Here is a 17,393-nt window from a genome sequence, read left to right as displayed (position 1 = left end):
GTTTATCTTCGCACCCTTGATATAAAAAACGCCCTGGAATGGCCATGTCGACCCTCGATCTCGAACTGCTCCGCACCTTTATCGCTGTGGTCGACCACCACAGTTTTGCCGAAGCCGGCACCCACCTGGCACGCACGCAATCTTCCGTCACCCAGCATATGCAGCGCCTCGAACAGCAAGTGGGCGTCAGCCTGTTTGAAAAACGTGGCCGGCAAAAGCAGCTGACAGAACCTGGAATGCAGTTGTTGCGGCATGCGCGGCAGATGCTGTCGCTGAATGACGATGCACTCAACTCCCTGCGGGAAAGCAGCCTCAGCGGCGTGCTGCGCATCGGCTCGCCCCACGACATCGCCGACACCATCCTGCCGCCGATCCTCAGCCACATCGCCCGCTCGGCACCGCGCCTGCGCCTGGAAATCGACGTGGGTCGCAGCCCATTCCTGATGGATGACTTGCATCGGGGCAAGGTCGACATGGTGATTTCCACCCGCGCCGACTCTAACCTCGAAGGCTTTGCGCTGCGCACCTCGCCGGTGTGGTGGATTTGTTCGGCGCAGTACATTCACTCGCCGAGCGAACCGCTGCCGTTGATTCTGGTGGATGAGCCGAGCATCTATCGGCGCTATGCCCTGGAGGCGCTGGAGCGGGCGAACATACCGTGGAGGCAAGCGTACCTGGCGTCGAACCTGATCGGGATCAAGGCGGCCACCCGCGCAGGGCTCGGCGTGACCCCGCGGAGCATGGAAATGCTCGGGCCGGACATGCGGGTATTGGGAGAGAACGACGGGCTGCCGAGGATGCCGGAGGTAACGTATTACCTGTGGATCCGCCCGAACACGGCGAACCCGATTGCACGCAAGGCTTATGACTTGATCAGGGCCAGCCAGGGATTGGCGCTTGGGTGAAGCCGGCGAGCTTCCCGGCAGGAGCGAGGTTGCTCGCGAAGGTCGTTAACGATGACGCGGGAAACCTGACACCCAACGGCGATCTCAGGTTTTTCGCGAGCAAGCTCGCTCCTACAGGATGTTCAGGCGTCGTTATTGTTGGGTCAATTGGGTCCACAACGCGGGTGCGCCGGCGGACTTGGCGATTGCCTCAAGACGGGCCGCGTGTTCGGCCATGTCCTGCTCGCTGGCACGAATAATCGTGGTGGGCCGGCGATCCGCCGGCAGGCGGCGGATTTCCGAAGGGCGATTGCCCGACCCTTCTGCCGAACCATTGCCGTCCGAAGCGTTACCGGCCAGGGACAGGCTGGTCTGGCCGCCGGTCATGGTCAGGTAAACGTCGGCAAGAATCTCGGAGTCGAGCAAGGCGCCGTGGAGTTCACGGCCGGAGTTGTCGACGCCATAGCGTTTGCACAACGCATCGAGGCTGTTGCGCTGGCCCGGGTGACGCTCACGGGCCATCATCAAGGTGTCGAGGATCGAGCAGTGCTGGGTGATATCCGCCCGGTCGGTCGCGCCCATCAGCGCGAATTCGTTGTTGATGAAGCCAACGTCGAACGCCGCGTTATGGATGATCAGCTGTGCGCCGTTGATGAACTCGAAGAACTCATCGGCCACTTCGGCAAACCGCGGCTTGCCTACCAGGAATTCGTTGGTGATGCCGTGGACGCCGATGGCGCCTTCATCACTTTCGCGATCCGGTTGCAGGTAGACGTGGAAGTGCCGGCCGGTGAGGCGACGGCCCATCAGTTCGACGCAGCCGATTTCAATGATCCGGTGGCCGTCGGTCACCGGCATGCCGGTGGTTTCGGTATCGAGTACAACAGATCGGATGGCCATCAGGGTTCAGCTCTCAACGGTTTGGTACATTTCAAAGGGCGGGATCTTAACACGTGAACCGGCATCAGCTCTGCTTGTAGCCGCGCACTTCATCCACGCCGCGATTGGCCAACTGGTCGGCGCGCTCGTTGCCAGGATGGCCGATGTGCCCGCGCACCCATTTCCAGGTGATGTTGTGGCGATTGCATTGCTCATCGAGCAACTGCCACAGGTCGGCGTTTTTCACCGGTTCCTTGGCCGCAGTCTTCCAGCCGCGCTTCTTCCAGTTGACCATCCACTCGTTGATGCCCTTCATCACGTACTGGGAGTCGGTCACCAGTAACACGTCGCAACGACGCTTGAGCTCTTCCAGGCCGCGAATCGCCCCCATCAGCTCCATGCGATTGTTGGTGGTGTTGGCTTCGCCGCCCCACAGTTCCTTCTCCACGCCTTTACACACCAGCAAGGCGCCCCATCCGCCGGGGCCCGGGTTGCCCTTGCAGGCGCCATCGGTGAAGAGTTCTACGGTATCGGTCATTTCACTGTCCATTAAAGCGGGATCCATCAAAGCGGGTTGCCGATAATCGACCGACAAAGGCCCGAGGTCGAGAGACTCGACCTGAAATCAAAAAAGGTTTTTTACTGCTCGCTCTGCTTGCGATTGACCTTGGCCATCGGCATCGGTACCAGCTTGCCCATCGGTTCGCGGCGTACCTGGCGCACCGGGCGCAGGCCCACGACGATCTTGCGCGCCACCAACAAGTAGAAACCACCGCCAGACAATTGCCAGGCACCGGCCCTGCGCTCCCAGCCGGCCAACCGGCCCTGCCACTTGGCGGACGCAAGCGGCGGACGATAGCACCCGAAGCGGCGTTTCTCCAGCGCAAAGCCCAGCAGGTTCAACCAGTCACCGACGCGCGAGGGCGAGATGCAGCGTGCCTTGCGCAAGGCATCATGGGCGAATACATGCCGCAAGCCCCAACTGCTCCAGGGGTTGATGCCGATGATCAGCAAATGGCCACCTGGGCGCACGCTGCTGGCGGCTTCGCGCAACAAACCATGGGGCGACAGGCAGAAATCCAGGCCATGCTGCAACACCACCACGTCGGCCGCATGCTCGCTCAACGGCCAGGCTTGCTCCTCGCAGACAATCTCGACACCCGGCAACGGCGCACCCAGGCGCACATTGCGTTGCACCTGGGGTGCCGACGGCGGGGTTTGCGCCGAGGGACCGTAATGCACCAGGTAGCCACCAAAGAACCGACCCAGCTCGTCTTCGAGCATGCGCCGTTCTTCATCCAGTAAAAATTGCCCGACAGGCCCGGACAGCCATTCACGGGCGGCACTGATCAGTGCCAGCCACTCGGGATCGGCCTGGGCGAACGCTTTATCAGTCATTGCATTCTCCAACTCGCCAAGAAGCTCTAAGATGCACCAATGTGTTCAGCTTGGCGAATCAAAGAATGATACAGATCAGTGCCCTGCCCGCCTTCACCGATAACTACATCTGGTTGTTACAGGATCAGCCGAACAAGCGCTGCGCGGTGGTCGATCCCGGTGATGCCGCGCCCGTGCTGGCCTGGCTCCAGCAGCACCCCGATTGGACCCTCAGCGACATCCTGGTGACTCACCATCACCATGATCATGTCGGCGGCGTCGAACAACTTAAAAGTGTTTCAGGCGCCACGGTCTACGGGCCAGCCAATGAAAAGATTCCGGCGCGGGATATCGCCCTCCAGGACAACGACCGCATCAACGTGCTGGGCTGGGACTTCGAAGTATTTGCCGTACCCGGTCACACCCTGGGCCATATCGCCTTTTATCACGAGGGCGTGCTGTTCTGTGGCGACACCCTGTTCGCCGCCGGTTGTGGCCGGCTGTTCGAAGGCACCCCGCAGCAAATGCACACCTCCCTGGAACGCCTGGCGGCCCTGCCGACCAACACGCTGGTGTACTGCACCCATGAATACACACAAAGTAACCTGAAATTCGCCCAGGCCGTGGAACCGCATAACGCGGATATCGCCGAACGGGTGGAGAACGTGCGGCAACTGCGGGCGAACGGCCAGATCACATTGCCCTCAACCCTGGCCCTGGAAAAACTCACCAACCCCTTTCTGCGGACCTCTGAAACATCCGTTAAAGAAAAAGCGGACGAACGGAATGGCCGGGATAACCAGGCCGGGAGTGAGGTATTTGCTAGCTTGAGGTCGTGGAAAGATACGTTCTAAGTGGAAGGATTCTGATACGTAATTTCTGAATGGTTGACCGGAACCAAAGCGCTTTCTAGAATCGCCCGACATTTTTGCCCGGAACTTACTTCCAGCCAATGTCGTCATCTATTCGTAAAACCAACCATTCAGACGCATTGACCCGCCTGGCTCAAGCCGTGGCGGTGGCTGTGTCCGCTACTCTGGCGGGCTGCCAATCGACCCATTTTGCCGCACAATCCACCGTGCAACCCAAGCCAAACCTTACCGCCAAGATCAAGCAAAAACCCATTTGGCTATCAGAGAAGCCAAGCCCGGAAGTGCCCCAGGATGTCTGGGAACGCATGCGCCGGGGCTTTCAATTGCAGGACGGGTTAGGCGTCAACCCGCGCATTGAACAGCAACGATTGTGGTTTGCCAGCAACCCATCCTTCCTTGAGAACGCCGGCGAACGCGGCAGTCTCTACATTCATTACATCGTCGAACGCCTTGAAGAACGCAACATGCCCCTGGAGCTGGCGCTGCTGCCAGTGATTGAAAGTGCCTACAACCCAATGGCTTATTCGCGCAGCGATGCCGTGGGCCTGTGGCAATTCATTCCCTCCACCGGGCGCTACTTCAACCTGCGTCAGACCCGCGCCTACGACGGCCGCCGCGACATCACTGCCTCCACCACCGCCGCCCTGGACTACCTGACGCGTCTGCATGACATGTTCAACGGTGACTGGTTGCTGGCGCTGGCGGCCTACAACGCGGGCGAAGGCACCGTCAGCCGGGCCATCGAGCGCAACGAAAAGCTCGGCTTGCCGACAGACTACTGGAACCTGCCACTGCCCCAGGAAACCAAGGACTACGTGCCCAAGTTCCTGGCACTGTCCCAGGTGGTGCTGGCTCCCGAAGCCTACGGCGTCAACCTGAGCCCGATTGCCAATACGCCGTATTTCGAAGTGGTCGAAGTCAAGCAGAGCATGGACCTGTCACGGGTTGCCGCGCTGGCCGAAATCGACGAAGACGAACTGTTCCAGCTCAACCCCGCCCTGAAGCAACGTACCACTTTGGATGGCCCGCAGCATTTGCTGGTGCCGACTTCCAAGGCGCAATTGTTGGCCAGCAGCCTTTCGGCGATGAAGCCCGAAGAATTACTGAGCATGCGCCCGAAAAAGCAGGTGTTCGACGAAGTTGAACACAAGGCTGTGGCCGGTCGCACCCGTAGCTACAAGGTTCGCAGCGGCGACAACCTGACCCTGATTGCCAAGGCCAACAAGGTTGATGTGCATGACCTGCAGCGCTGGAACCAGCTCAATGGCCAGGCGCTCAAGGTCGGCCAGACCCTGGTCATGCAGGACACCCGCAAGCTGGTGGCCAAGGCCGGCGGCAAGAAGCCGGTGCAGTACAAGGTCAAGAAAGGCGACTCGCTGTACATCGTCGCCAAGCGCTTCAACGTCGAGATGCAACATCTCAAGCGCTGGAACCCGCGCACTGGCCAGGCGTTGAAGCCAGGGCAGATGCTGGTGGTTTCCGGGCCTAGATAACACCGCAAACCCCGTAGGAGCGAGCTTGCTCGCGAAAAACGCAAGGACACCGCGTTAATTCGGAATGCCAGCGTTATCGTTGGCGTCCTTCGCGAGCAAGCTCGCTCCTACAGGTTTCACCGCGCCTTAATCCCCGCCGCTTCACCAGCCTTTTTCCAATCGGAACAAGCTGTTACTGTACGGTTCATAAAGCCCAAGCCGCCTGGATCGGATCTCTGACTTGAAGCGTCCCCTCCTTCTACTAATAAGTCTGGCCTTGAGCTTTTCCGCGAACGCGACCATCACCGAGAGCCACGGTTATGCGCAGTTCGGCACGCTCAAGTACCCGGCCAAATTCACCCACTTCGACTGGGTAAACCCCGCAGCGCCCAAGGGCGGCACTTTGCGTGTCATGGCGTTTGGCACCTTCGATACGCTCAACCCTTATACCTTCAAGGGTTCCAGCCCGGTTTCCACCGCCAACTTCCTGCAATACGGGGTCAACGAGCTGAACGAGCCGTTGATGGTCGGTACGGGCCAGTACGCCCCTTCCGGCGATGAACCGACTTCCAGCTACGGCCTGATTGCCCAATCGGTGGAGTACAGCGAGGACCGCAGTTGGGTGGTGTTCAACCTGCGCCCCGAAGCGCGCTTCCACGATGGCAAGCCGATCACGGCCTACGACGTGGCGTTTTCCTATCGCACGCTGCTGACCGAAGGCCACCCGCAATACCGCACCAATCTGCAGGAAGTGGCCCGGGTCGACATTCTTAACCGGCACCGCATTCGCTTCGTGTTCAAGCGCGCCGGCAACCCGTTGCTGATCCTGCGCCTGGGGGAGCTGCCAGTGTTGCCCCAGCACTACTGGAAAAACCGTGACTTCAAGGCCACCACCTTCGAGCCGCCGCTGGGCAGCGGGCCTTACCGCATCAGCAAGGTGACGCCGGGGCGGCAACTGGTGTTCGAACGGGTCAAGGATTACTGGGGCAAGGACCTGGCGGTCAACCGTGGTTTCTATAACTACGACAAGGTCGAGGTGGAGTTCTACCGCGACAGCGACGTGGCCTTCGAAGCCTTCAAGGCCGGCGAGTTCGATATCTATATCGAGCACCAGGCGAAGAACTGGGCCAACGGCTACAACTTCCCGGCGGTCAACCGCGGTGATGTGATCAAGGCGCAGATCGCCCACCAGATCCCGACCCAGAGCCAGGGCCTGTTCATGAACAGCCGGCGCCCGGCCTTCAGCCAGGCCAAGGTGCGTGAAGCCCTGGGCTTGATGTTCGATTTCGAGTGGACCAACCGCACCCTGTTCAGCGGCGCCTATAAACGCACCCTCAGCTACTACCCCAACAGCGAATTCTCCGCCACCGGCGTGCCCACCGGCCATGAATGGCTGATGCTCTCGCCCTATCGCGATCAACTGCCCGCCAACCTGTTTACCCAGGCCTTCAGCCTGCCTCAGACCGACGGTCGCGGCATCCCCCGGGACACCATGCGCCGCGCCCTCGCGTTACTCGCCGAAGCCGGCTGGAAGCTGTCCGGGCAGCGTTTGCTCAACCGTGACGGGCAGCCGCTGCGCCTGGAAATCCTGCTGGTGAATCCGAACCTGGAGCGCATCCTGCAGCCTTATGTCGAAAACCTGACAAGCATCGGCGTCGATGCCCGCTTGCGCACGGTAGACCGCGCACAGTACAAACAACGCCTCGATCAGTTCGACTTCGACATGATTCTGATGACCCTCAACCAGACCCTCAGCCCCGGCCTTGAGCAGTGGCAGTACTTCCACTCCAGCCAGGTGGGGATCAAGGGCAGCAAGAATTACGCAGGCATCGCCAACCCGGTGGTCGACCATCTGCTGGAACAACTGCTGGCGGCGCAAACCCGCGAAGAACAATTGGCAGCCGGGCGAGCGCTCGACCGCGTCCTGCTGTGGCAGCACTACAGTATTCCCAACTGGTACCTCAACTATCATCGCCTGGCGTACCGCAACCGGTTCGCCTTCGTCACCACGCCGCCCTACAGCCTGGGCCTGAGCGCATGGTGGCTGAAAGCTTCGGAGAAAGCCCAATGATGCCTTTGCGTACTGCGATCCTTGGCAGCCTGTTGTTGTGCGGCGCGGCCACTGCGGCCCCACAGCATGCGCTGACCCTGTACAACGAACCACCCAAGTACCCCGCCGACTTCAAGCATGTCGATTATGTAAATCCCGACGCACCCAAGGGCGGTACCTTTCGCGAGTCCAGCATGGGCGGCTTCGACAGCCTCAACCCGTTCATCAGCAAGGGCGTGCCGGCAGACAATATCGGCCTGATCTACGACACCCTCGCCCAGCAAAGCCTGGACGAACCCATCACCGAATACGGTCTGGTGGCCGGCAAGATCGAAAAGGCCCCGGACAACAGCTGGGTGCGCTTCTACATTCGCCCCGAAGCGCGCTTTCACGACGGCCACCCGATCCGCGCCGAAGACGTGGTGTTCAGCTTCCAGACGCTGATGAAGGACGGCTCACCGATCTACAAGACCTACTACGCCGACGTCGACGAAGTGGTCGCCGAGGACCCGCTGCGGGTGCTGTTCAAGTTCAAGCGCACCAACAACCGCGAACTGCCGCTGATCCTTGGGCAACTGACAGTGTTGCCCAAGCATTACTGGGAGGGCCGCGACTTCTCCAAGGGCAACCTGGAGATTCCGTTGGGCAGCGGCCCGTACAAGGTGGCGGAGGTTAAGGCCGGGCGTTCGGTCCGCTACGAGCGGGTCAAGGACTACTGGGCCAAGGACCTGCCGATCAACAAGGGTTTCTACAACTTCGATTACCGCGTCACCGATTACTACCGCGACAACACCGTGGCCCTCGAAGCCCTCAAGGCCGGGCAGTTCGATTACTGGCTGGAAATCAGCGCGAAAAACTGGGCCAACGCCTACAACACCCCCGCCGTTGCCCAGGGCCGCCTGATCAAGGAAGAAATTCCCAACGGCAACCCCACCGGGATGCAGGGCTTCGTGTTCAACACCCGCAAGCCGATGTTCCAGGACGTGCGGGTGCGCAAGGCCATCAGCCTGCTGCTGGACTTTGAATGGAGCAACAAGCAACTGTTCAACGGCGCCTACACCCGCAGCCGCAGCTATTTCGAAAACTCCGAGATGGCCGCCACCGGCCTGCCCGGCCCGGATGAGCTGGCGATTCTGGAACCGCTGCGGGACAAGATCCCACCCCAGGTATTCACCGAAGCCTTCGAGCCCTCGAAGACCGACGCCAGCGGCATGATCCGCACCCAGCAGCGCGAGGCCTATCAGTTGCTGCAAGAGGCCGGCTGGAAGATCGTCGACGACAAGATGGTCGACAGCACCGGCAAACCGGTGACCATCGAGTTCCTGCTGGCCCAGACCGAGTTCGAACGCATCCTGTTGCCGTTCAAGCGCAACCTGGCTGACCTGGGGATCGACCTGGTAATCCGCCGGGTCGACATCTCGCAGTACATCAACCGCATCCGCTCGCGGGACTTCGACATGGTGGTGGGCAGCTTCCCGCAGTCCTCCTCGCCCGGTAACGAGCAGCGTGAGTACTGGAAATCATCCAGCGCCGACAAGCCCGGCAGCCGCAACTACATCGGCCTGAAAGACCCGGCCATCGACCAACTGGTGGAAGAGCTCATCGACTCCGACTCGCGCAAGAGCCTGGTGGCCCACGCCAAGGCCCTGGACCGTGTGCTGCAGTTCGGCTACTACGTGATTCCCAACTGGCACATCAAGACTTTCCGCGTGGCGTATTGGGACCACCTCGGCCATCCGAAGGTCTCACCACGCTATGACGTCGGCACCGCCACCTGGTGGAGCAAACCCGACGCGAAACCTGCGATAACCGTGGACACCAACCAGACTGCCGATCCGGCGAGCGGGGGCGACTGAGATGCTGGCCTATATTGTTCGTCGACTGCTGCTGATCATCCCGACGCTGTTCGGCATTTTGCTGATCAACTTTGTGATCATCCAGGCTGCGCCCGGTGGCCCGGTGGAACAGATGATCGCCAAGCTCGAAGGCTTTGAAGGTGCCACCAGCCGGATTGCCGGTGGCGGTGCCGAAGTCTCGGTGGCCGGCTCCAGCTATCGCGGCGCCCAGGGCCTGGACCCGGCACTGGTGAAGGAAATCGAGAAAATGTACGGCTTCGACAAGTCGGCGCCGGAACGCTTGTGGATCATGATCAAGAACTACGCCAAGCTGGATTTTGGCGACAGCTTTTTCCGTGACGCCAAGGTCATCGACCTGATCAAGGAAAAGATGCCGGTGTCCATCTCCCTCGGGTTATGGAGCACCCTGATCATGTACCTGGTGTCGATCCCGCTGGGGATCGCCAAGGCCACGCGACACGGCAGCCATTTTGACGTGTGGACCAGTTCGGCGATCATCGTCGGCTACGCGATCCCGGCGTTCCTGTTTGCGATCCTGCTGATCGTGGTGTTCGCCGGCGGCAGTTACTTCGACTGGTTTCCGTTACGCGGGCTCACCTCCAACAACTTTGATGAATTGAGCTGGGGCGGCAAGATCCTCGATTACTTCTGGCACCTCGCGCTGCCCGTGACGGCGTTGGTGATCGGTAACTTCGCCACCATGACCCTGCTCACCAAAAACAGCTTCCTCGACGAGATCAACAAGCAGTACGTGGTCACCGCCAAGGCCAAGGGCCTGACCAATCACCGCGTGCTCTACGGCCACGTGTTCCGCAACGCAATGCTGCTGGTGATTGCCGGCTTCCCGTCGGCCTTTATCGGCATCTTCTTTACCGGCTCGTTGCTGGTGGAAGTGATCTTCTCCCTCGACGGCCTGGGCCTGATGAGCTTTGAGGCAGCGATCAACCGCGACTATCCGGTGGTGTTCGGCACGCTGTTTATCTTCACCCTGCTGGGATTGGTGGTGAAACTCATCGGCGACCTCACCTACACCCTGGTCGATCCGCGCATCGACTTCGCCAGCCGGGAGCATTGAGATGAATCTATCCCCCCTCAATCGTCGGCGGTTCGAGCGTTTCAAGGCCAACAAGCGTGGCTGGTGGTCGCTGTGGCTGTTCCTGATCCTGTTCGGCCTGAGCCTGGGCGCCGAGCTGATCGCCAACGACAAGCCGCTGGCGGTGCATTACGACGGCGACTGGTATTTCCCGGCGCTCAAGCGCTACCCCGAGACCACCTTCGGCGGCGAATTCCCGCTGGAAGCCAACTACAAGAGCCCGTATATCCAGGAGCTGCTAAAGGCCAAGGATGCCTGGACCTTGTGGGCGCCGATTCCGTACAGCTACCAGAGCATCAACTACGACCTGAAAGTTCCGGCCCCGGCCCCGCCGTCACGGGACAACCTGCTGGGCACCGACGACCAGGGCCGCGATGTGCTGGCGCGGGTGATCTACGGGTTCAGGATTTCCGTGCTGTTTGCCCTGACGCTGACCGTACTCAGTTCGATCATCGGCGTGATCGCCGGCGCGTTGCAGGGTTTCTACGGCGGTTGGGTCGACCTGGCCGGGCAGCGCTTCCTGGAGATCTGGTCGGGCTTGCCGGTGCTGTATTTGCTGATCATCCTCGCCAGTTTCGTGCAGCCCAATTTCTGGTGGCTGCTGGGGATCATGCTGTTGTTTTCCTGGATGAGCCTGGTGGACGTGGTGCGTGCCGAATTCCTGCGCGGGCGTAACCTGGAATACGTGCGGGCGGCGCGGGCGCTGGGAATGCAGAACGGCGCGATCATGTTCCGCCATATCCTGCCCAACGCCATGGTTTCCACCATGACCTTCATGCCGTTCATCCTGACCGGCGCCATCGGCACCCTCACTGCGCTGGACTTCCTGGGCTTTGGCCTGCCGGCCGGCTCGCCGTCCTTGGGTGAGCTGGTGGCCCAGGGTAAATCCAACCTGCAGGCGCCGTGGCTGGGCATGAGTGCGTTTGCCGTGCTGGCGATCATGTTGAGTCTGCTGGTGTTTATCGGCGAGTCCGCTCGCGATGCCTTCGACCCGAGGAAATGAGATGAATCAGGACAATCTGATCGAAGTCCGCGACCTCTCCGTCGAGTTCGTCGTAGGCAACAGCCACCAGCGTGTGGTGAACAACGTCAGCTTCGATATCAAGCGCGGCGAAACCCTGGCCTTGGTGGGCGAAAGCGGTTCCGGCAAGTCGGTCACGGCGCACTCGATCCTGCGCCTGCTGCCCTACCCGCTGGCACGACACCCGTCGGGAACGATCCAGTACGCCAACCACGATTTGCTGACCCTGAAAGAAAAGACCATCCGGCATATTCGTGGCAACCGGATTGCGATGATCTTCCAGGAGCCGATGACCTCGCTGAACCCGCTGCACTCCATCGAGAAGCAGATCAACGAAGTGCTCGGCCTGCATAAGGGCTTGACCGGCAAGGTCGCCACCAAACGCACCCTGGAGCTGCTGGAACTGGTAGGCATCCCCGAGCCTCACAAGCGCCTCAAAGCCCTGCCACACGAGCTGTCCGGCGGCCAGCGCCAGCGGGTGATGATCGCCATGGCCCTGGCCAATGAGCCGGAGCTGCTGATCGCCGACGAACCGACCACGGCCCTCGACGTTACCGTGCAGTTGAAGATCCTGGAGCTGCTTAAGGAGTTGCAGGCACGCCTGGGCATGGCCTTGCTCTTGATCAGCCATGACTTGAACCTGGTCAGGCGCATTGCCCACCGGGTATGCGTGATGCAAAAAGGCTGCATCGTCGAACAGGCCGAATGCGAAACCCTGTTCCAGTCGCCGCAGCATCCGTACACCCAGGAGCTGCTGGCAGCCGAGCCCAGTGGCGGCCCTGCCACCAATGAAATTGGCCCTCCGCTGCTGGAAGTCGACGACCTGAAAGTCTGGTTCCCGATCAAGAAAGGTTTCCTGCGCAACACCGTCGATTACGTCAAGGCGGTGGATGGCATCAACTTCAGCCTGCCCCAGGGCCAGACGCTGGGCATCGTGGGTGAAAGCGGTTCGGGCAAATCCACCCTGGGCCTGGCAATTTTGCGGCTGATTGCGAGCAAGGGCAGCATCCGCTTCGAAGGCCATCAGATGGATAAGCTGAGCCAACAACAGGTGCGCCCGCTGCGCCGGGAAATGCAGGTGGTGTTCCAGGACCCGTTCGGCAGCCTGAGCCCGCGCATGTGCGTGAGCGAGATCGTCGGCGAAGGCCTGCGTATCCACAAGATGGGCACTGCCGCCGAGCAGGAAGCGGCGATTATCGCCGCGCTCAAGGAAGTGGGCCTGGACCCGGAAACCCGCAATCGCTACCCCCACGAATTCTCCGGTGGGCAACGCCAGCGCATCGCTATTGCCCGCGCCTTGGTGCTCAAGCCCCGGCTGATTTTGCTGGATGAACCGACCTCGGCCCTCGACCGCACCGTGCAACGCCAGGTGGTGGAACTGCTGCGCAACCTGCAAGCCAAGTACAACCTGACCTACCTGTTCATCAGCCACGACCTGGCGGTGGTCAAGGCCTTGAGTCACCAGTTGATGGTGGTCAAGCACGGGCAGGCGGTTGAACAGGGAGATGCACCCGCGATCTTCGCCAACCCCCAGCATGCCTACACCCGGCAACTGCTGGAGGCCGCGTTCCTGGTGCCCGGCCCCTAATAACAGAACCCCCGTAGCAGCTGTCGAGCCCCAGCGAGGCTGCGTCCGGCGCGCCTCGGTGCAATGCCTGGCTCGATAACACGGGTGCGGCCAACGCAGCCTCGCTGGGGCTCGACAGCTGCTACGGGGGTGCTCAGGTCCTTCTTGCCCAAAAGCAAACCAATATCATTTGCGCAGTGCCCGGCCCTTTGATTTAATCGCGACCAATTCTTATTTACGCCAAGGCTTCCACGCCACATGGATACTGTGTCGACCTCGCCCACCTCGTTCAGCGACCTTTACGGCAATCACCATTCCTGGCTGCTGGGGCTCCTGCGCAGGCGCCTGAGCAATCGCTGGGACGCGGCGGACCTGGCCCATGACACCTTCATTCGGGCACTCAAGCGCCCGCCCGCCGAAGCCGATGAGACGCGCGAGCGTTCCTACCTGGCCACCATCGCCCGGGGCCTGTGCATCGACCATTGGCGCCGTTGCCAACTGGAGCAAGCCTGGCTGCAAAGCCTCGCGGGCCGGCCGCAAGCGCTGCAACCGTCGCCGGAGCAGCGGGCGATCATCGTCGAAACCCTCTACGAAGTGGACGCCATGCTCGCCCGTCTGCCCCACAAGGTGCGCGAAGCGTTTTTACTGGCACAGTTGCACGGCATGCCCTACAAGCAGATCGGCGAGCAGCTCGGCGTGGGTGAACGGATGGTGAAAAAATACCTGGCCCAGGCGCTGCTGCATTGCGCGGTGCTGGAAGCCGAACTGGACGGGATGCTCGTGGAGTGAACAGCCCCGGAAAACTCAGCCATGCCAGCCTTGAGCAAGCGGCCCAGTGGTACATACGCCTGCAGGATCAGCCAGAGGCTGCCCAGCACTGGCAGGCATGGCTCGGGCAAAGTCCGGAACACCAGGCTGCCTGGGGTTATGTGGAGCGGGTCAGCCAACGCTTTGCGCCGCTGACCGAGCAACCCCAGGGTGCCAGTCGCGCCCTGCGCAGCTCCCGGCGCCAAACCCTCAAGACCCTGCTGGTGCTATGTGCCGGTTCAACCCTGGCCTGGGGCACTTGGCGCAACACTGCCCTGCCCCGATTGGTGGGAGGCTGGAGCGCGGATTACGCAACCGCCAGCGGCGAAACCCGCGAAGCGCTGCTGGACGATGGCAGCCGCCTGTGGCTGAACGCCTTGAGCGCCCTGGATGTACGTTTTGACCGGGTCCAGCGCTTGCTGCACCTGCGCTTCGGCGAAGTGCTGATCGAGACCGCCAAGGACCCGAACCGCCCGTTTCTGGTGGAGACTGAACAGGGTCGCCTGCGGGCACTCGGCACCCGCTTCAGCGTGTTGCAGGACGGCGACAGCACCGTGCTCAATGTGTTTGAAGGCAGGGTTGAAGTGCGCACCGCCGCCAGCCGGCAACAACGAATCATCGAGGCCGGGCAACAAGTGGCTTTCACCCGCGACGGGTTCAACCTTGACTCACCCGCATCCGCCACCCGTGAGGCCTGGAGCCGTGGCGTGCTGCTGGCCGACAATCTGCCGCTTGGCCAACTGGTCGCCGAGCTCAACCGTTATCGCCCCGGCCACCTGGGCTGTGATCCGGCGGTGGCGCAATTGCCGGTAATGGGCTCGTTTCCCCTCAAAGACAGCGACCACGCACTGCGCCTGCTACAGGCCGCGCTGCCGATTAAGGTCGACACACTCATGCCGTGGTGGGTCACGGTCAGACCCAGGCTTCCAGCCGCGTAAGATTTTTTTCAAACGTCAGTTCCCTTTTTCGCAATTCGTTCGGTTAACCCTGCAGATGCTTTCAATTCGCCGATCGATTTGATCCAAAGGGAATGTTTATGTCTCAACCCGCTCGCTTCACTTTGCGCCCGCTGGCGCTGGCCGTTACTGCTACTTTGTTGTGCCTGGGCGCGCTGAAGGCGCACGCCGCCGAGGCACCATCGACCCAGGAAACGACCCGCAACTACACCATCGCCGCGGGCTCCCTGGTGAACGTGCTGAACAGCTTCGCCGAGCAGTCCGGGATCTTTATCGCCGGCCACAACAGCCTGGCCAGCGGCAAAACCAGCCCGGGCCTCAACGGCAGCTACACCCCGGCCAGCGGTTTGCAGCGCCTGTTACAGGGGAGCGGCTTGCAGGCCCTGCCCCAGGGCAACAACGGCTACGTGCTGGAGTTGATTCCGGCCAACACCAGCGCCCTGGAACTGGGTGCCACCACCATCTCCGGCGAAGGCCTCGGCGCCACCACCGAAGACACTCACTCCTACACCACCGGCGCCATGGCTTCGGCCACCGGCCTGGCGCTGTCGATGCGCGAGACGCCGCAGTCGGTAACGGTGATCACCCGCCAGCAAATGGACGACCAGGGCTCCACCAGCATCGCCGACACCCTGCGCCGCGCACCGGGCGTGAGCGTGCAGAACTACGACAGCGAACGCTGGGAGTTTTCCAGCCGCGGCCTGCCGATCACCAATTTCCAGTATGACGGGGTCAACTCCACCTACGACGGCGTGTATGACTACGGCACCACCAGCACCGACATGGCGGTGTATGACCGCCTGGAAATCATCAAGGGTTCGGCGGGCTTGATGTCTGGCTCCGGTGACCCCTCGGCCACGGTCAACCTGATTCGCAAAAAGCCTACCCGGGACTTCAAGGCGTCGGTCACGCAGACGTTCGGCTCGTGGGACAACTACCGCACCGAAGGCGATATTTCCGGGCCACTGACCGACTCCGGCAACGTGCGCGGGCGTTTCGTCGGGGTGTATCAGGATCGCCAGTCGTACCTCGACCACTACCAGAACACCAAGGACATCGCCTACGGCATTCTCGAAGCCGACCTGACGCCGGACACCCTGCTGACCTTTGGCATCGACCAGCAAGACACCCGCTCCCGTGGCGCCAGCTGGACCGGTTTCCCGATGTACTTCAGCAACGGTTCGCGCACCGACTTCTCGCGCTCCTTCAACCCGGCTGCCGACTGGAGCCGCCGCGACTTCCAGAACCAGACCCTGTTCGCCTCGGTGCAACAAAAGCTCGCGAACGACTGGTCGCTGAAAGTCAGCCTCGACCGCAAGCGCAGCCAGCACGACACCCTGCTCGCCTCCGCCAGCGGCGGCAACCCGGACCCAGTCACGGGTGACGGGATGTACATGTTCATGGGCAAGTACAAGGGTGACCAGGTGCAAAACACCCTGGACATCAACCTCAATGGGCCCTTCAGCCTGTTCGGGCGCGAGCATGAGCTGATCATGGGCTTCATGGCGACCCGCTCCAAACAGGACGTGCCGGTGTACGGCTCGGTCTACCCGCCCGTGGGTGGCAGCATTTACGACTGGCACGGCGAATACCCGAAGCCTGACATTCCCCGCAGCGGCCAGAACGACATCGTGCAACGCCAGACCGGCGCGTACCTGGCCACGCGCTTGAAACCCACCGATGACTTGTCGGTGATCCTGGGTACCCGCGTCAGCAACTTCAGCGGCACCGACAACACCGACTTCTACGACCCGACCAAGGCCGACAACCGTCTCACCTACCGCCAGACGGGCGTCGTCACGCCCTATGCCGGCATCGTCTACGACCTGAATGACATCTGGTCGGTGTACACCAGCTACACCAAGATCTACAAGCCGCAGAACAGCAAGGACGCCGACCGCAAATTGCTCGATCCGATTGAAGGCGACACCTACGAAGCCGGGCTCAAGGCTGCGTTTTTCGACGGCCGCCTGAACGCCAGCTTCGCCGCATTCCGCATCGAACAGGACAACGTTGCGCAGTACGTTTCCGGGTTTGAGACCGACTCGGTGTATCGCCCGATTGCCGGCGCCACCACCAAGGGCTTTGAAGTCGAACTGGCCGGTGAAGTGCTGGACGGCTGGAACGTCTCGGCGGGCTACACCTACCAGCACACCCGCGATGCCAACGGCGATTACGTCTACGGTTCCGTGCTGCAAACCACCGCGCCCCAGCAAGTGGTCCGGTTGTTCAACACCTATCGCCTGCCCGGCGCCCTGGAGAACCTGACCGTGGGTGGCGGCGTGAACTGGCAGAGCGAGTTCTTCGGCAATGTGTTCCAGCCGGACCCCAGCGACTCGGTGAATTTCGGCCACAACTCACGTATCACCCAGGACAGCTACTTCCTGGTGGACGTCATGGCGCGCTACCGCTTCAACGAGCACCTGAGCACCACGTTGAACGTGAAAAACCTGTTCGACAAAAAGTACTACACCGGCCTGGGAAACTTCGGCACCGGTTTCTACGGCGAACCGCGCAGCCTGCAATTGGCGACCCGCTGGGATTTTTGAGCCCAAACGC

14 protein-coding genes and 1 pseudogene are annotated in these 17,393 nt (G+C 61.3%); 12 read left to right on the top strand and 3 right to left on the bottom strand.

Annotation, left to right across the window (positions count from 1 at the left end; genetic code table 11):
* Positions 1-44: 44 nt before the first annotated feature.
* Together ACUN0G_RS27680 and ACUN0G_RS27675 are read left to right on the top strand one after the other, a co-directional pair.
* Complete coding sequence (locus ACUN0G_RS27680) at positions 45-905, top strand: LysR substrate-binding domain-containing protein (protein WP_445574885.1); 861 nt, start codon at positions 45-47, stop codon at positions 903-905.
* A pseudogene (locus ACUN0G_RS27675) lies at positions 902-1,021 on the top strand (outer membrane lipoprotein carrier protein LolA); the annotation flags it as partial. The gene ACUN0G_RS27680 and the pseudogene ACUN0G_RS27675, both read left to right, overlap by 4 nt.
* A gap of 16 nt (positions 1,022-1,037) precedes the next feature.
* Here the strand turns inward: ACUN0G_RS27675 and dnaQ are convergent.
* The 3 genes from dnaQ to ACUN0G_RS27660 all read right to left on the bottom strand — a co-directional run bounded on the left by dnaQ (position 1,038) and on the right by ACUN0G_RS27660 (position 3,161).
* Positions 1,038-1,778 carry a DNA polymerase III subunit epsilon gene (gene dnaQ / locus ACUN0G_RS27670; protein WP_258348540.1) on the bottom strand — a complete coding sequence of 247 codons (741 nt, stop codon included), beginning with the start codon at positions 1,776-1,778 and terminating at the stop codon, positions 1,038-1,040.
* 70 nt (positions 1,779-1,848) lie between these two features.
* The gene (gene rnhA / locus ACUN0G_RS27665) at positions 1,849-2,301 is read right to left on the bottom strand and encodes a ribonuclease HI (protein ID WP_003207474.1); all 453 of its coding nucleotides are present in this window, start codon (positions 2,299-2,301) and stop codon (positions 1,849-1,851) included.
* A 101-nt stretch (positions 2,302-2,402) separates the two neighbouring features.
* Entirely contained in the window at positions 2,403-3,161 is a 759-nt protein-coding gene (locus ACUN0G_RS27660; protein ID WP_076013855.1) for a methyltransferase domain-containing protein, read from the bottom strand.
* A 65-nt stretch (positions 3,162-3,226) separates the two neighbouring features.
* Here ACUN0G_RS27660 and gloB point away from each other — a divergent pair, with 65 nt between their 5' ends.
* From gloB to ACUN0G_RS27610, 10 genes are all read left to right on the top strand, one after another.
* On the top strand, positions 3,227-3,994 hold the full coding sequence (gloB, locus tag ACUN0G_RS27655) for a hydroxyacylglutathione hydrolase (protein WP_445574884.1): 768 nt from the start codon (positions 3,227-3,229) through the stop codon (positions 3,992-3,994).
* A gap of 98 nt (positions 3,995-4,092) precedes the next feature.
* Positions 4,093-5,505, top strand: coding sequence for a lytic transglycosylase domain-containing protein (locus ACUN0G_RS27650; protein ID WP_258346354.1), 1,413 nt, complete (start codon positions 4,093-4,095; stop codon positions 5,503-5,505).
* 220 nt (positions 5,506-5,725) lie between these two features.
* Positions 5,726-7,555, top strand: coding sequence for an extracellular solute-binding protein (locus tag ACUN0G_RS27645; protein WP_421524035.1), 1,830 nt, complete (start codon positions 5,726-5,728; stop codon positions 7,553-7,555).
* On the top strand, positions 7,552-9,390 hold the full coding sequence (locus ACUN0G_RS27640) for an extracellular solute-binding protein (RefSeq protein ID WP_177071758.1): 1,839 nt from the start codon (positions 7,552-7,554) through the stop codon (positions 9,388-9,390). The genes ACUN0G_RS27645 and ACUN0G_RS27640 overlap by 4 nt, the downstream gene beginning before the upstream one ends.
* Before the next feature lies 1 nt (position 9,391).
* Positions 9,392-10,465: a microcin C ABC transporter permease YejB gene (locus ACUN0G_RS27635; RefSeq protein ID WP_219273072.1), complete on the top strand. Its 1,074-nt coding sequence runs from the start codon at positions 9,392-9,394 to the stop codon at positions 10,463-10,465.
* A gap of 1 nt (position 10,466) precedes the next feature.
* On the top strand, positions 10,467-11,486 hold the full coding sequence (locus ACUN0G_RS27630) for an ABC transporter permease (protein ID WP_008435209.1): 1,020 nt from the start codon (positions 10,467-10,469) through the stop codon (positions 11,484-11,486).
* A 1-nt stretch (position 11,487) separates the two neighbouring features.
* Positions 11,488-13,092: an ABC transporter ATP-binding protein gene (locus ACUN0G_RS27625; RefSeq protein WP_445574883.1), complete on the top strand. Its 1,605-nt coding sequence runs from the start codon at positions 11,488-11,490 to the stop codon at positions 13,090-13,092.
* Positions 13,093-13,329: 237 nt separating this feature from the next.
* Positions 13,330-13,860 (top strand): sigma-70 family RNA polymerase sigma factor, encoded by a 531-nt coding sequence (locus ACUN0G_RS27620; RefSeq protein ID WP_445574882.1) that lies wholly within the window; start codon positions 13,330-13,332, stop codon positions 13,858-13,860.
* Positions 13,857-14,816 (top strand): FecR domain-containing protein, encoded by a 960-nt coding sequence (locus ACUN0G_RS27615; RefSeq protein ID WP_445574881.1) that lies wholly within the window; start codon positions 13,857-13,859, stop codon positions 14,814-14,816. The genes ACUN0G_RS27620 and ACUN0G_RS27615 overlap by 4 nt, the downstream gene beginning before the upstream one ends.
* Before the next feature lie 92 nt (positions 14,817-14,908).
* Entirely contained in the window at positions 14,909-17,383 is a 2,475-nt protein-coding gene (locus ACUN0G_RS27610) for a TonB-dependent siderophore receptor (protein ID WP_445574880.1), read from the top strand.
* The last annotated feature ends 10 nt before the right edge of the window (positions 17,384-17,393 follow it).

It is taken from the genome of Pseudomonas sp. 32A (assembly GCF_052682255.1).
Note: the sequence above shows the minus strand (reverse complement) of the source record. Positions and strands in the feature narration are given on the sequence as shown.